This window comes from Rhodococcus sp. Q1 (assembly GCF_004153645.1).
Taxonomy (GTDB): domain Bacteria; phylum Actinomycetota; class Actinomycetes; order Mycobacteriales; family Mycobacteriaceae; genus Rhodococcus; species Rhodococcus gordoniae.
Window position 1 is genome coordinate 672,881 of the sequence record NZ_SDMJ01000004.1, and the last position, 13,869, is coordinate 686,749.

15 protein-coding genes are annotated in these 13,869 nt (G+C 66.7%); 3 read left to right on the top strand and 12 right to left on the bottom strand.

Going from position 1 to position 13,869, the window contains the following annotated elements:
* Position 1: 1 nt before the first annotated feature.
* Entirely contained in the window at positions 2–307 is a 306-nt protein-coding gene (locus tag EQ874_RS15425; RefSeq protein WP_064063132.1) for an antibiotic biosynthesis monooxygenase, read from the top strand.
* A 1-nt stretch (position 308) separates the two neighbouring features.
* Entirely contained in the window at positions 309–839 is a 531-nt protein-coding gene (locus EQ874_RS15430) for a DUF1990 domain-containing protein (protein ID WP_064063131.1), read from the top strand.
* Here the strand turns inward: EQ874_RS15430 and EQ874_RS15435 are convergent.
* The gene (locus EQ874_RS15435; protein ID WP_129977269.1) at positions 829–1,515 is read right to left on the bottom strand and encodes a DsbA family oxidoreductase; all 687 of its coding nucleotides are present in this window, start codon (positions 1,513–1,515) and stop codon (positions 829–831) included. The two genes, EQ874_RS15430 and EQ874_RS15435, sit on opposite strands and share 11 nt — an antisense overlap.
* A 72-nt stretch (positions 1,516–1,587) precedes the next feature.
* On the bottom strand, positions 1,588–2,028 hold the full coding sequence (locus EQ874_RS15440) for an OsmC family peroxiredoxin (RefSeq protein WP_026002799.1): 441 nt from the start codon (positions 2,026–2,028) through the stop codon (positions 1,588–1,590).
* A 179-nt stretch (positions 2,029–2,207) separates the two neighbouring features.
* On the opposite strand from EQ874_RS15440, the gene EQ874_RS15445 reads away from it, so the two are divergent.
* Positions 2,208–2,834, top strand: a complete 627-nt coding sequence (locus EQ874_RS15445; protein ID WP_129977270.1) for a TetR family transcriptional regulator — start codon at positions 2,208–2,210, stop codon at positions 2,832–2,834.
* Positions 2,835–2,871: 37 nt separating this feature from the next.
* Here the strand turns inward: EQ874_RS15445 and EQ874_RS15450 are convergent, their stop codons facing one another.
* From EQ874_RS15450 to EQ874_RS15495, 10 genes are all read right to left on the bottom strand, one after another.
* Positions 2,872–3,516, bottom strand: a complete 645-nt coding sequence (locus EQ874_RS15450) for an MBL fold metallo-hydrolase (protein ID WP_129977271.1) — start codon at positions 3,514–3,516, stop codon at positions 2,872–2,874.
* A gap of 180 nt (positions 3,517–3,696) precedes the next feature.
* Positions 3,697–6,240, bottom strand: coding sequence for an ATP-dependent Clp protease ATP-binding subunit (locus EQ874_RS15455; RefSeq protein ID WP_016931934.1), 2,544 nt, complete (start codon positions 6,238–6,240; stop codon positions 3,697–3,699).
* A 269-nt stretch (positions 6,241–6,509) separates the two neighbouring features.
* Positions 6,510–7,940, bottom strand: coding sequence for a phospholipase D-like domain-containing protein (locus EQ874_RS15460; protein WP_129977272.1), 1,431 nt, complete (start codon positions 7,938–7,940; stop codon positions 6,510–6,512).
* A gap of 150 nt (positions 7,941–8,090) precedes the next feature.
* Positions 8,091–8,450 carry an Lsr2 family protein gene (locus tag EQ874_RS15465; RefSeq protein WP_016931932.1) on the bottom strand — a complete coding sequence of 120 codons (360 nt, stop codon included), beginning with the start codon at positions 8,448–8,450 and terminating at the stop codon, positions 8,091–8,093.
* A gap of 95 nt (positions 8,451–8,545) precedes the next feature.
* Positions 8,546–10,012, bottom strand: a complete 1,467-nt coding sequence (lysS, locus tag EQ874_RS15470; protein WP_242496777.1) for a lysine--tRNA ligase — start codon at positions 10,010–10,012, stop codon at positions 8,546–8,548.
* A 98-nt stretch (positions 10,013–10,110) separates the two neighbouring features.
* Complete coding sequence (locus EQ874_RS15475) at positions 10,111–10,563, bottom strand: rhodanese-like domain-containing protein (protein ID WP_064063126.1); 453 nt, start codon at positions 10,561–10,563, stop codon at positions 10,111–10,113.
* A 93-nt stretch (positions 10,564–10,656) separates the two neighbouring features.
* Positions 10,657–11,490, bottom strand: coding sequence for a type III pantothenate kinase (locus EQ874_RS15480; RefSeq protein WP_129977273.1), 834 nt, complete (start codon positions 11,488–11,490; stop codon positions 10,657–10,659).
* Between the two features lie 2 nt (positions 11,491–11,492).
* Entirely contained in the window at positions 11,493–11,930 is a 438-nt protein-coding gene (gene panD / locus EQ874_RS15485; protein WP_064063124.1) for an aspartate 1-decarboxylase, read from the bottom strand.
* A 44-nt stretch (positions 11,931–11,974) separates the two neighbouring features.
* Positions 11,975–12,913, bottom strand: coding sequence for a pantoate--beta-alanine ligase (panC, locus tag EQ874_RS15490; protein WP_129977274.1), 939 nt, complete (start codon positions 12,911–12,913; stop codon positions 11,975–11,977).
* Positions 12,906–13,841, bottom strand: coding sequence for a DUF2520 domain-containing protein (locus tag EQ874_RS15495; RefSeq protein ID WP_064063122.1), 936 nt, complete (start codon positions 13,839–13,841; stop codon positions 12,906–12,908). The genes panC and EQ874_RS15495 overlap by 8 nt, the downstream gene beginning before the upstream one ends.
* Positions 13,842–13,869: the final 28 nt, after the last annotated feature.

Sequence of the window (13,869 nt, forward strand, 5' to 3'; positions counted from 1 at the left end):
CATGGCAGTCGTGAAGATCAACGCAATCGAGGTTCCCGAAGGCGCAGGCCCCGAACTGGAGAAGCGGTTCGCCAATCGCGCGCACACCGTCGACAACTCCCCCGGATTCCTGGGTTTCCAGCTGCTCCGCCCCACCGCCGGCGAGAACCGGTACTTCGTCGTGACGCAGTGGGAGACCGAAGAGGACTTCGCTGCGTGGCGGGACGGCGGCGCACGTGCCGCTCACGCCGGTGAGGCGAGGAACCCCGTCGCGAGCGGCGCGTCGCTGCTCGAGTTCGAAGTCGTCCTCGACGTCAAGAAGTCCTGAGATGTCCGCGTCCGGCGAGTTCGGGCGCGAGCTCACCTATCCGGAGGTGGGGGCGAGCCTGCGGGCCTTCCGAGGTGAGGCGCCGCTTCCCTCCGGTTATCGGCATCTGAGAGTCGAGAGCGAACCGGGCAGCGGCGACACCGTGTTCGAGGTCGCTGCTGCCCGGTTGCTCTCATGGGACATGCACCGCGGCGCCGGAATTCACGTGCCGGCGGACACCCCCGCCGCAGCAGCCGGACTCGACGTGCGGCTCGGGTTCGGCCTCGGACCGGTACGGGCAACCGCGCCGTGCCGTGTGATCGAAGTGTTCGACACGGGCCGGCAACGAGGCTTCACCTACGGCACGCTCGACGGGCACCCGGAGAGCGGCGAGGAGACCTTCGTCGTCGAGCGCACCGCCGACGGACGGGTCAGGGGCACGGTGATCGCCTTCTCCCGCCCCGCCCGCTGGTACACCCGCCTGGCCGGGCCGGTCGGGCACATGCTCCAGCGGCGCATCGCGCGCCGTTATCTCGCGGCACTCACAGCGTGACCGTCACATCGTCGACGGCCTTGCGCAGGAACTGACGGAAGACGTCCACCGGCTGCGCACCCGACACCGCGACGGCGCGGTTGGCCACGAAGAACGGCACCCCTTGCACGCCGATCCGTCGCGCGTCGAAGAGATCGGCGGTCACGGCGTCGGCCGCGGCCTCACCGGCGGGATCGTCGCCGTCGAGGGCCGCGCGCGTCGACTCCGGATCGAGCCCGACCTCGGTGGCGACCTTCACGAGGACATCCACATCGTCGACCACCTCGCCGTCGACGAAATGCGCACGGAACAACGCCTCGAGGACCTCGTCACGCTTGTCGCCGGCCAGATGCGCGAGCCGGTGCGCATCGAAGGTGTTGGCAGCGACGACGTTGTCGAAGTCGATCTCGAGTCCCACGTCGGCAGCGGTGTCCGAGACTTGGGCGAACATCTGCCGGACCTGCTCGGCAGGCATCCCCTTCATCGCGACGAGCGCCTCGACCTCGGGGACCCGTCGCCCGACCGGTGTGTCGGGCGAGAGCTGGTACGACCTCCAGGTGACCTCGATCCGGTCGCGGTCGTCGAACGACTCGAGCGCCTCCGCGAAGCGCCGCTTGCCGATATAACACCAGGGGCAGGCGATGTCGGACCAGATCTCGATATGGGCGGAGGGAAGAAGTACCTCGGGCATGCTCATATCCGGGTACAACCCGGCCCTGACATGCGCTGTTCCCGGGCCGGGCCGACCGTGCTCCGTTCCTCCGCCCCGTCAGCCTTCGAGAGCAGCGTCGAGGGAGATGTCGACGCCTGTGAGTGCCTTGCTCACAGGGCACCCGGCCTTGGCACCCTCTGCGGCCTTGGCGAAGCCGTCGGCGTCGAGGCCGTCGACCTCGCCCCGCACCTTCAGCGTGATCCCGGTGAGACGGAACCCGCCTGCCGGGTCCGGTCCCAGTGAGACGTCGGCGGTGACCTCGAGGCTCTGCGGTGTGCCGCCCGCTTCCGCGATCAGCGCGGACAACTGCATCGCGTAGCACGACGAGTGCGCAGCGGCGATGAGTTCCTCGGGGCTGGTGGTGCCGTCCGCGTTCTCGGCCGAGCGTTTCGGGAAGGACACGTCGAACGTGCCGCGGCCCGAACTGGTGAGCTCCACCTGTCCGGAGCCCTTCTGCAGATCTCCGTTCCACGCGGTCCGTGCGGTACGTGTGGGCATGACTTCTCCTTCTTCGTGTGGGGCAGCACTCCGGAAACCACACTTGCAGAATCGCCGGGACGGCGAGGGTCGTTCGCGACAGAGCGTTCCCGATGTCCGGATCAGGCCGATCGCCAGACGAGGGCCGCCCTCCTTCAGGATCGGCTTCGGGTCGTCGTGGTTGTGCCACACTCGACGATGTGTCCGAGCCCGAAGCCGCCCGCGCATATCGTGGCGTCGCCCCGGCCGATCGACGCGCCGAACGCCGCGCACGCCTCCGGAAGGCGGTGATCGACGTGGTCGCCGACGAAGGATGGTCGGCGGCGACGGTACGGAAGGTCGCGGCCACCGCCGGAGTCGGTCCGCGCTTCTTCTACGAGAGCTTCACCGACATGAACGACCTCGCCACCACCGCCTACGACGAACTCGGTGCCGCCCTCCTCGAAGGTGCCGTCGACGCGATCGCGTCGGCCCCCGACGACCTGCACGCCAAGGCACGCGCCGCGGTCGGGGCGATCGTCGGTGCCGTCGAACTCGATCCCCAGCAGGGCCGTTTCCTCATTTCGGACGCGCCCCCGCTCGCCGAACGGAAGAGTGCGTTCATCCGCGCTGCCGCCGACGAACTCATCGAGCAGAGCGACGCGGTGGGAACGCGCCTCGGCTCCCGTCGAGCCGAACTGTGCGCGGTGGTCGTCGTGGCCGGCGCCGTCGAACTCGTTCGCGAATGGCTCGACGGTGGCCTCGACATCCGGCCCGACGAACTCACCGAGATCGTCGCCGGCACCCTGTCGACACTCGCCGCGCACATGCCGGCCATCGGCAGATGAGCCGGCCGGGCAGATCGTCCGGAAAGAAGATCTCTGCTCAGCCCCGCACCGCGGCAGACAACCCCGTCAGAGCCTGGTCGATGTGGGCGGGCCACTCCCGGGGGTCGATCCGGTGCACGCCCGACTCCCCCGCGAACGCACTCGAGATCACCACATCGGGTTCCGTCGTCGCCAGCAGGCGCAGACTGTCGGCGAGCGCACGGGCGTCGCTCATCCCCTCGATGTAACCGGCCTGCCACTTCCCCGAAGCACCGCGGTACAGCGTGTCGCCGGTGAACAGGTAGCGGGTCCCGTCCGCGCCGGGCACCACATAGCAGATGCTGCCCACCGTGTGCCCGGGCGTCGGGACGATCTCCAACCCGTTGTCGTCCACCTGACGTTCCGTCAGCGGGACGTCGATGCGGGCGTGCCGGCCGACCACGTCGGCCTCCGCCGCCGCCGCGTGGAGTCTCGACCCGAAGCGCTCGGCGATCCTGCCCAGCATCGGGCCGGCCTCGTCCTGGTGGGACAGGTACTGGTCGGTGATCCCACCGAGGCGGTCCAGTGCGTCGAAATCGGCCTCACCGGCAACCGAGTAGAAGAGCACGTTGTTCTTCCCGGTCCACAGATAGGCGTGCGTCCTCAGCCCCGGGAAGGGGTTGTCCTCCTGCGTCTCCCACAGATCGGGCAGTATTTGCCGCATCGCGATACCTCCTGGTCGTCGTCCGTTCACCACCCCACCGTGCAACCTCGAGCCGACTGGAGGTCAAGTGCGTCGGACGACGAGAGGGGCGACACCCTCTCGGGTGCCGCCCCTCTCGGTACAGCAGGTGCCTGCATTCACAGGCTGCAACACGTGCCTGTATTCACACGCGTCGAGCGGTTATCCGGCTTCGGACTCACCCTCGCTGGACTTCGCCAGCGCGACCGCCGGGGTGTCCGGGACCTCGGCCGGCTTCTCGCTCGGCGTGAACGTGAACTTCGCGTTCTCGCCCGCACCCTCGCCGTCCCAGCCCTCGACGTCGACGAGGACGATCTGGCCTGCGCCGATCTCGCCGAACAGGATCTTCTCGGAGAGCTGATCCTCGATCTCGCGCTGGATCGTGCGACGCAGCGGACGTGCGCCGAGCACCGGGTCGAAACCGCGCTTGGCGAGCAACGACTTCGCCTTCTCGGTGAGCTCGATACCCATGTCCTTGTTCTTCAGCTGCGTCTCCACACGTCCGACCATGAGGTCGACCATCTGGATGATCTGCTCCTGCGTGAGCTGATGGAAGACGATGATGTCGTCGATACGGTTGAGGAACTCGGGCCGGAAGTGCTTCTTCAGCTCGTCGTGGACCTTGTTCTTCATCCGCTCGTAGTTCGACGCCTCGCCCGTTCCGGCGGAGAAGCCGAGCCCGACGGCCTTCGAGATGTCGGCGGTGCCGAGGTTCGACGTGAAGATCAGCACGGTGTTCTTGAAGTCGACCGTGCGTCCCTGACCGTCGGTGAGGCGACCGTCCTCGAGGACCTGCAGGAGGGTGTTGTAGATCTCCTGGTGGGCCTTCTCGATCTCGTCGAACAGAACCACGGAGAACGGCTTGCGGCGCACCTTCTCGGTGAGCTGGCCGCCCTCCTCGTATCCGACGTAGCCGGGAGGAGCACCGAACAGACGCGATGCGGTGAAGCGGTCGTGGAACTCGCCCATGTCGATCTGGATGAGGGCGTCGTCCTCACCGAACAGGAAGTTCGCGAGCGCCTTGGACAGCTCCGTCTTACCCACACCGGACGGACCGGCGAAGATGAACGAACCGGACGGACGCTTCGGGTCCTTCAGGCCGGCACGTGTACGACGGATCGCCTTGGCGACGGCCTTGACGGCGTCCTCCTGGCCGATGATCCGCTTGTGCAGCTCGTCCTCCATGCGGAGCAGACGCGTGGTCTCCTCCTCGGTGAGCTTGAACACCGGGATACCGGTCCAGTTGGCGAGGACCTCGGCGATCTGCTCCTCGTCGACCTCGGCGATGACGTCGAGATCGCCCGCACGCCACTGCTTCTCGCGCTCGGCACGCTGCGCGACGAGCTGCTTCTCCTTGTCGCGCAGGCTCGCGGCCTTCTCGAAGTCCTGCGCGTCGATCGCCGATTCCTTCTCGCGACGGGCATCGGCGATCTTGTCGTCGAACTCGCGCAGATCCGGCGGCGCGGTCATGCGGCGGATGCGCATGCGGGCACCGGCCTCGTCGATGAGGTCGATCGCCTTGTCGGGCAGGAAGCGGTCGTTGATGTAGCGGTCGGCGAGAGTGGCCGACGCGACGAGCGCCTTGTCGGTGATCGAGACACGGTGATGCGCCTCGTAGCGATCGCGCAGACCCTTGAGGATCTCGATGGTGTGCTCCACCGTCGGCTCCCCGACCTGCACCGGCTGGAAGCGGCGCTCGAGAGCGGCGTCCTTCTCGATGTACTTGCGGTACTCGTCGAGGGTCGTCGCACCGATGGTCTGCAACTCACCGCGGGCGAGCTTCGGCTTGAGGATCGATGCGGCGTCGATCGCACCCTCGGCGGCACCCGCACCGACCAGCGTGTGCAGCTCGTCGATGAACAGGATGATGTCGCCGCGGCTGTTGATCTCCTTGAGGACCTTCTTCAGGCGTTCCTCGAAGTCGCCGCGGTAACGGCTGCCGGCGACGAGCGAACCCAGGTCGAGCGTGTAGAGCTGCTTGTCCTTGAGGGTCTCGGGGACCTCACCGTTGACGATGGCCTGCGCGAGACCCTCGACGACGGCGGTCTTACCGACACCCGGCTCGCCGATGAGCACCGGGTTGTTCTTCGTACGACGCGACAGCACCTGCATGACGCGCTCGATTTCCTTCGCCCGGCCGATGACCGGATCGAGCTTGCCCTCGAGAGCTGCCTGCGTGAGGTTACGGCCGAACTGATCCAGGACGAGCGAGGTGGACGGAGTGCCGGTCTCGCCACGGCTCGTGCCGGATTCTGCGGGCTCCTTACCCTGGTAGCCGGACAGCAGCTGGATGACCTGCTGACGCACCCGGTTGAGATCGGCGCCGAGCTTGACGAGCACCTGCGCCGCCACACCCTCACCCTCGCGGATGAGGCCGAGCAGGATGTGCTCCGTGCCGATGTAGTTGTGTCCGAGCTGGAGCGCTTCGCGCAGGCTCAGCTCGAGGACCTTCTTGGCACGAGGAGTGAAGGGAATGTGCCCCGAGGGCGCCTGCTGCCCCTGGCCGATGATCTCTTCGACCTGGCTGCGAACACCTTCGAGGGAGATACCCAACGACTCGAGCGACTTCGCCGCCACACCCTCACCTTCGTGGATGAGGCCGAGGAGGATGTGCTCCGTGCCGATGTAGTTGTGGTTGAGCATCCTGGCCTCTTCCTGAGCCAGGACAACGACGCGCCGCGCGCGATCGGTGAACCTTTCGAACATCGCACTCCCTCACACTCTCCGGCCGCCGGTCCGGTACGCCGATCGTCCCGCACCCTGCTGCCGCTCTTAGCTCCGGCACTCGAGTCGTTCGTCGGAACCGTTTCGAGGTTCCAAGCTCCCACTCCACACTCTAGTGGTCGTGGTATCGACTCGCTTTCCCTCTACCCTTCGGAAGGCGGCGAGAAAACCCGGTTTCAGAAGTCAACGCTGCACGTGGCGGATACGTTTCCGCAAGCTGTACGCCACAAGCGAACAGCGGCAGTGGGGGATCAACGGGCGAAGAATCGCTCGATCCTGCGTCCGAGGCTCCCCGAGGCACGTTCGGGATCGGCCAGAGCACTTTCGGCGAGGACACTGTCCTCGTCCGACACCGTACCCGGTTCGAACGGCCGCAGCGAACGTCCCGGCCCCCGCAACCGTTCGATGGTGGAGATGAACGATCCACCCTCCTCCGTGGCCTCGGCGATCACCTTCGGGTCGACGTTCAGATGCTCCGCCACCAGGATGTTGCGCAGCTCGACGGCGGCGCGGCCGACCGCGTCCCCGGGTTCGGCGGACTCGATCGCCAGGTCGCATTCGGTGTCGAATCCCATCGAACGGTTGTTCAGATTCGACGACCCGATCCGCAGCAGCCTCTCGTCCATCACGACGACCTTCGCGTGGACGTAGATCGGCTCCCCGCCGGCCGTGACGGGATAGTAGGCGGCGAAGCGGCCGTGCACGTCGGCCTCCCACAGCATGTGCAGCAGGGCACGGCGGGCACCGTCCATCGCCTTGCGTTCGAGCCAGCCCTCGGCGTTGCGCGGGATCACCGCCACGATCTCGGGCCCGTCCGGTTCCTGCAGTCGCTCCGCGAGCGCGTCCGCGATCCTGCGCGAGGCCAGATACTGACTCTCGAGGTAGAGGGTGTGCCGGGTCTTCTCGATCACCGACAGGTACAGCGATTCGATCTCGTGGACGCCTTCCTTCCCGCCGTAGGTGGGCAGCGTGCGGGCGATGCCCACGTCGACGCCCCGCAGGGTCGGTTCGAGGTCGTCGGGCCAGATCGGTTCCGGGTCCGGCACCGGATCGAGTTCCTCCCCCGTGGCCGCCTTCCACCGGGCGCGGGCCTGGTCGCCGAGAGCCCGTGCGGCCCCACCGTCGACGGCGGTGGTCACGTCGTGCCAGGGCCCGTAACGTTTTCCGCTCGGCTCCCGCCGGTATTTGCTGCGGTCCGGGTGATCAGGGGTGTCCCAGCGGTCGACGGTCATATCGATACCACCGCAGAAAGCGATACTGTCGTCGACCACGAGAATTTTCTGATGATGGGCGGCGCCCACGGGATGCGCTCCGTCTATTTCGAAGTGCAACCGCGGGTCGGTGAGCCAGTCGAGCACGAACACCGGAGTCATTCCCCGCGCCAGGGCGCTGAACGCGCCGATGTTCCACTTGAGCAGATAAATATCGAGATCGGGCCGCCGTCCGGGGAGCCATTCGAGGAATTCACCGAGTTTGTTCGGTCCCTCGAGAGTCGGACCGTCCGGTTCGAACTTGATTCGGGTGTCGAAATCCCATCCGATCAGCATGATGCGCTTTTTCGCTCCGAGCATCGCCGACTTGGCGTGACGGAAATAGTCGGCTGCGTCGACGATACAGGTCAGCCTCTCCGCTCGCGCGATTCGCCAGCAGGTGGAACCCGGTTCGAGCACGGTCTCGGCCATGAGCGGATGCTACTCCCCGACCGTATCGTCCCAGCGGGCTCCATGGGGAATCGGTGTGGCGGAGGCCACTGAGCCACAAGCGAACCCACCTTCCAGACGACTGTGGGGCGCCGTCCACGGATGGACGACGCCCCACGGACGACGATGTCGTCAGTGTGCCTTGTTGTACGCCTCGACGATCTCCGCCGAGATACGGCCACGCGCGGAGACCGGCAGATCGTTGTTCCGTGCCCATTCCCGGATCGCAGCCGTCTGCTCGCGACCCGCACTTCCGGATGCGCTCTTGCGTGCGGCCGGAGCAGCACCGACCGCAACTTTGCTCCGCTTGCGGCCGCCGACCTTACGAGCGTGTTCGATCCAGAATTCCAACTGCTCGCGCAACCGTGCCGCATTGTCCTCGGAAAGGTCGATCTCGTACGTCACTCCGTCGAGTCCGAACTCAACCGATTCGTCCGCCGCCGATTCCTGATCCACATCGTCGATCAGGGTGACAGTGACTTTCTTCGCCATGTGGTGTAAATCCTCTCGCATGCGATTCCCCCCGCGGGACGGGCACCACACTACCCGCCGATTAACGCATCGCAATATGGAGTGGCGAAATCCGATCAGCGGGTGTTCGGTCGGACAATCGGGAAGAGGATTGTTTCACGGATTCCCAGACCGGTAAGTGCCATGAGGAGGCGATCGATTCCCATTCCGGTACCGGTGGTCGGCGGCATTCCCTGTTCCATCGCGGCGAGGAAATCCTCGTCGAGCACCATCGCCTCGTCGTCCCCTTCCGAGGCCAGGCGCGCCTGATCGACGAAACGCTCGCGCTGAATCACCGGATCGACGAGTTCCGAGTAACCCGTGGCGAGTTCGAAACCGCGGACGTACAGATCCCATTTCTCGGTGACGCCGCGCACGTCGCGGTGATCGCGCGTCAACGGCGAGGTCTCCACGGGGAAATCACGCACGAATGTCGGCTCGTGCAGCTGGTCGCCGCACATGTGCTCCCACAGTTCCTCGACGAGCTTGCCGTGACCCCAGCCCTTGCCCTCGGGAATCTCGAGACCCACGCGACCTGCGAGCGCGGTCAATTCCTCGACGGTGGTGTCGGGGGTCACGTCCGAACCGATCGCCTCGGACAGCGAGGGATACATTTCGAGGGTTTTCCATTCACCCCCGAGGTCGTATTCGGTGCCGTCGGCGAGCATCACGACGTGGCTCCCGAAGACCGCGAACGCGACCTCCTGGATGATTTCGCGGATCATCCGCGCCGAATCGTCGTAGGTGCCGTAGGCCTCGTACGTCTCGAGCATCGAGAATTCCGGCGAGTGCGTCGAGTCGGCACCTTCGTTGCGGAAATTGCGGTTGATCTCGAAGACCTTCTCGATACCGCCGACCACACACCGCTTGAGGAACAGTTCCGGGGCGATGCGCAGGAACAGGTCGATGTCGAGCGCGTTCGAGTGCGTCACGAAGGGGCGCGCCGCAGCACCGCCGTGCAGGGTCTGCAGCATGGGAGTCTCGACTTCGAGAAATCCGCGACGCTCGAGCGCGTTGCGCAGTTCGCGCACCACCGCGACACGCATGCGCGCGTTGCGGCGCGCCTCGGGACGCACGATGAGGTCGACGTAGCGCTGACGCACCCGTGCCTCTTCGTTCATCTCCTTGTGCGCGACCGGCAGCGGACGCAGCGCCTTCGACGCCATCGTCCACGAGTCGGCCATGACGCTGAGCTCGCCGCGACGGGAGCTGATGACCTCACCGTGCACGAACACGATGTCGCCGAGGTCCACATCGGACTTCCAGCCGGCGAGCGCGTCCTCGCCGACACCCGCGAGACTCAGCATGACCTGCAGCTGGGTGCCGTCGCCCTCCTGGAGCGTCGCGAAGCACAGTTTGCCGGTGTTGCGCGAGAACATCACGCGTCCGGCGACGCCGACGACGGTGCCGGTGGCGGTGTCGGGTTCGAGGTCGGGATATTCGGCGCGGATCTCCGCGAGCGTATGGGTGCGCGCGATCGTTACGGGATAGGCCTCGGAACCCTGTGCCAGGAGCCGTTCGCGCTTCTCGCGGCGGACCCGCATCTGCTCGGGGGTGTCGTCGGGCTGCTGAACGGTGGCATCACTCACGGGTAACCAGACTATCGGACACCCGGGGTCGCTCTTCCTGCAGATGCGCGCTTTCAGTGCGCGGTGACCCGTGCCACGTCCTGAGCGACGTGCTGGGCCTCTGCCACCGCCCCGACCAGGCGGGCGGCGCGGATGGCGTCGTAGCCACCGACGAGATGAGTGACCCGCCTCAGCCCCTGCGCGTGCAGCCCGGCGACCACGCCGTGCGAACTCGCACCGTCGGACGAGACGAGGATCCATTCGACGTCGCGATCGACGGCGAGTGCGAGCCGGCCCGACCCACTCGGATCGAGCCGCTCGGCGACGAGATCGGCGGAGATGGCCAGCGCGCCGGGAAGTGTTCCCTGAGCGGCACGTTCGGCGTGCGAGCGGATGTCGACGACGACGGCGCCGCGAGCGACCGCCGCGGCCAGTTCGGTGGGGTACGTGCGCTCGACGGCCAGTCGGTGGAAGGCGACCGGAGCAGCGGTGGAAACAGAAGAGGCGGAAAGAAGCGCAACGCGCATGAGAAAACTCCCAGGAATGTGTTATCGGTCGAGGTGGCGGTCAGCCTCGACAACACTCCTGGGTGCTCATGCAACGGATCACGGAAACCATCTTTACACAGAATGACGCTCGGCGGAACCCGCAGTTCCGCGTACCGCTCGTCTCACCTGGTTCCGTTCGTACACCAGACGCAACCCTTCGAGGGTCAGATCCGGTTCGTGGTGCTCGAGAGTGCGTGACTCCGGCATGATCAGCGGCGCACTGTCGCCGGTGCAGATCACGGCCACGTCGTCGCCGTCGAAACCGGGAACCTCGGCGCAGATCCGCCGTACGATGCCGTCGACCATGCCGGCGAACCCGAAGACGGCCCCGGACTGCATGCACTCGACGGTGTTCTTACCCAGAACGCCTCGGGGACGGAGCAATTCGACCTTGCGCAGCGCCGCAGACCGGGACGCCAGCGCATCCATCGAGATCTCCACACCCGGAGCGATGGAGCCGCCGAGGAACTCACCCTTGCCCGACACGACGTCGACGCACGTGGAGGTTCCGAAATCCACGACGATGCACGGAGATCCGTAGAAGTGGTAGGCCGCCAGGCTGTTGACGATGCGGTCGGCGCCGACCTCCTTCGGATTGTCCACCAGCAGAGGCACTCCCGTCCGCACACCCGGCTCCACCACGACGTGTGGCACCGACGACCAGTAGCGGTCGAGCATGACGCGCAGCTCGCGCAACACCGACGGCACGGTCGACAGCGCCGCGACCCCGGTGACCTGCTCGGCGGATTCCCCGAGCAGACCGCGGAACAGCAGGGCGATCTCGTCCGCGGTCATCCTGGGATCGGTACGGACGCGCCAGTCGCGCAGCAGGCGCGCGTTCGACCCGCTGCCCGCGAACACCCCCAGGACGACATTGGTGTTGCGGACGTCGACGGTGAGGAGCACCTCTAGACCAGGGACGGGGAGTCGAGAGTCGACAGCATCCGAGGCGTGATCAGACCCGAGCCCTCGGGAGCGTGGGCGGGGTCGTTGCCGAGCTCGACCTGACGGTTGTCGGCGTCGACGAACACCACGCGCGGGCTGTAGTCCTTGCACTCCTGCTCGTTCATCACCCCGTAGGCGATGAGGATGACGAGATCGCCGGGGCTCACGAGACGCGCTGCGGCCCCGTTGATCCCGATGATGCCCGAACCACGCTCACCGGCGATGACGTACGTCTCGAGCCGGGCCCCGTTGTCGATATCGACGATGCAGACCTGCTCACCTTCGAGCAGATCCGCGGCGTCCATCAGATCCTGGTCGACGGTCACCGAACCGACATAGTGCAGATCCGCGTGGGTGACCGTGGCGCGGTGGATCTTCGACTTCATCATGGTGCGGAACATGCTCGTCCTCGGTTTCTTTCTCGTTTCCGAATTCGATCGGTGGGTCAGCGGGTCGTCAGGTTGTCTTCGGCCTCGGGATCCACCGGGCCGGTGGCGCGCTCGAGGAAACCGGTACCGACGGCGACCCCGACGTTGTCGATGAGGCGGGTGGTGCCGAGTCGCGCGGCGACGAGCAGCCGGCCGTCGCCTCGTTCGGGCGCGGGCCCGAGATCGGCACCGCGCACCTCGAGATAATCCACCTCGATCTGCGGGCTCTGTGAGAGCACCTCGCGCGCCGTGGACAGGATCGCCTCGGCTCCACCCGCCGCGGCGTGCGCGCCGGCGACGAGGGCCGCCGACAGCGTGGTCGCGATCTCGCGCTGTTCGGCGTCGAGATAGCGGTTGCGCGAGGACAGTGCGAGTCCGTCCTGCTCGCGCACGGTGGGAACACCGACGATGCGGATGTCGAGATCGAGGTCGTCGACCATCTGACGGATCAAGGTGAGCTGCTGATAGTCCTTCTCGCCGAAATACGCGGCGTTGGGGCCGACGATGTTGAACAGCTTCGCGACGACCGTCAGCATCCCGGCGAAATGGCCGGGGCGCGAAACACCTTCGAGTTCCGATCCGAGCGGACCGGGATGGATCGTGGTGCGCGGGCCGTGCGGGTACATCGCGGAGGCCGACGGGACGAACGCGAGTTCGACCCCGGCTTCGCGGAGCAACTCGAGGTCGGCGTCGAGGGTGCGGGGGTAGGCATCGAGGTCCTCCCCCTTCCCGAACTGCAGCGGGTTGACGAAGATCGACACCACCACGACGGCGCCGGTGAGCTTGGCCTGGCGCACGAGTTCGAGGTGACCGGTGTGCAGTGCACCCATCGTCGGTACGAGTGCGACGGTGCGGCCGACGCCGCGCAGAGCCCGGGTGACCTTGGTCAGGCCCGCGGGATCGTGGTGAACGCTCAGTTCACCTCGCACGTATCCACGCTGTCCTGCTTCACTCACCGTATTCAGCTCCTTCGAGAATTGCCATGAGTTCCGGCTTCGAGCCGGTCCGTTGCGCCGACCGCAACGACATCGCCCGATAACCCGCTGCGATCTGCGGATCGACGGCCTCGAGCGCGCGCAGATGTGCGGCGACGGCGTCGGCGTCACCACGCGCGACCGGTCCGGTGAGAGCCGAGGGTCCGCGCCGCAGCACGTTGTCGAGCGCCGCCGAGAGCAACGGCTGCAGGACCCGTTCGGCGACTCCACCGGGAGCATCGTCGACGAGTTGCTGGCCGAGCAGCTCCTCACCCTGCAGGGCGCTGCGCAGTGCCTCGACGGCGTCGGCGACCAGCGTGACCAGGTGGTTGCTGCCGTGCGCGAGGGCCGCGTGGTAGGTCGTCCGCATGGATTCGGGGACGCGCACCGGCTCGCCGCCGATCTCGAGGACCAGGGACTGGGCGATGGCGTAGCCGACCTCGTCGGCGGCCGTGATGCCGAAGCACGCGGACGAGAGCCGGTCGATGTCCTCGTCGTGACCGGTGAAGGTCATCGCGGGATGGATCGCGAGGGGTACGGCGCCCTGCTCGGTCAGCGGCTCGAGGATCGCGGTGCCATGAGCGCCCGAGACGTGGGCCACGATCGTGCCGGCAGCGACCGAACCGGTGGCCGCCAGGCCCCCGACCAGCGACGAGAGTTCGGTGTCGGGAACGGCGAGAAGGAGGAGGTTGCAGCGACCGGCGACCTCGTCGACCGGCAGGATCTGCGACTCGGGCAGACGGGTGGCGGCGCGGTGCCTGGAGATGTCGGAGACCGCCGAGCAGGCCACGACGACATGACCGACCCGTTCGAACGCCGCGCCGAATGCGGTACCGACCCGGCCGGCGGACACAATTCCTACCGACAGGCGCGCAGGCGCAGGTGCGTTGGTGATCCCGAAGGAATTCACGGGAGTCCTCTCGTTCGTTCCAGTCCCG

Coding starts and splice junctions, on each gene's coding strand:
- EQ874_RS15425 (WP_064063132.1), top strand. CDS start 2: ATGGCAGTCGTGAAGATCAACGCAATCGAGGTTCCCGAAGGCGCAGGC.
- EQ874_RS15430 (WP_064063131.1), top strand. CDS start 309: ATGTCCGCGTCCGGCGAGTTCGGGCGCGAGCTCACCTATCCGGAGGTG.
- EQ874_RS15435 (WP_129977269.1), bottom strand. CDS start 1,515: ATGAGCATGCCCGAGGTACTTCTTCCCTCCGCCCATATCGAGATCTGG.
- EQ874_RS15440 (WP_026002799.1), bottom strand. CDS start 2,028: ATGCCCACACGTACCGCACGGACCGCGTGGAACGGAGATCTGCAGAAG.
- EQ874_RS15450 (WP_129977271.1), bottom strand. CDS start 3,516: ATGCGGCAAATACTGCCCGATCTGTGGGAGACGCAGGAGGACAACCCC.
- EQ874_RS15455 (WP_016931934.1), bottom strand. CDS start 6,240: ATGTTCGAAAGGTTCACCGATCGCGCGCGGCGCGTCGTTGTCCTGGCT.
- EQ874_RS15460 (WP_129977272.1), bottom strand. CDS start 7,940: ATGGCCGAGACCGTGCTCGAACCGGGTTCCACCTGCTGGCGAATCGCG.
- EQ874_RS15465 (WP_016931932.1), bottom strand. CDS start 8,450: ATGGCGAAGAAAGTCACTGTCACCCTGATCGACGATGTGGATCAGGAA.
- lysS (WP_242496777.1), bottom strand. CDS start 10,012: ATGCGGGTCCGCCGCGAGAAGCGCGAACGGCTCCTGGCACAGGGTTCC.
- EQ874_RS15475 (WP_064063126.1), bottom strand. CDS start 10,563: ATGCGCGTTGCGCTTCTTTCCGCCTCTTCTGTTTCCACCGCTGCTCCG.
- panD (WP_064063124.1), bottom strand. CDS start 11,930: ATGTTCCGCACCATGATGAAGTCGAAGATCCACCGCGCCACGGTCACC.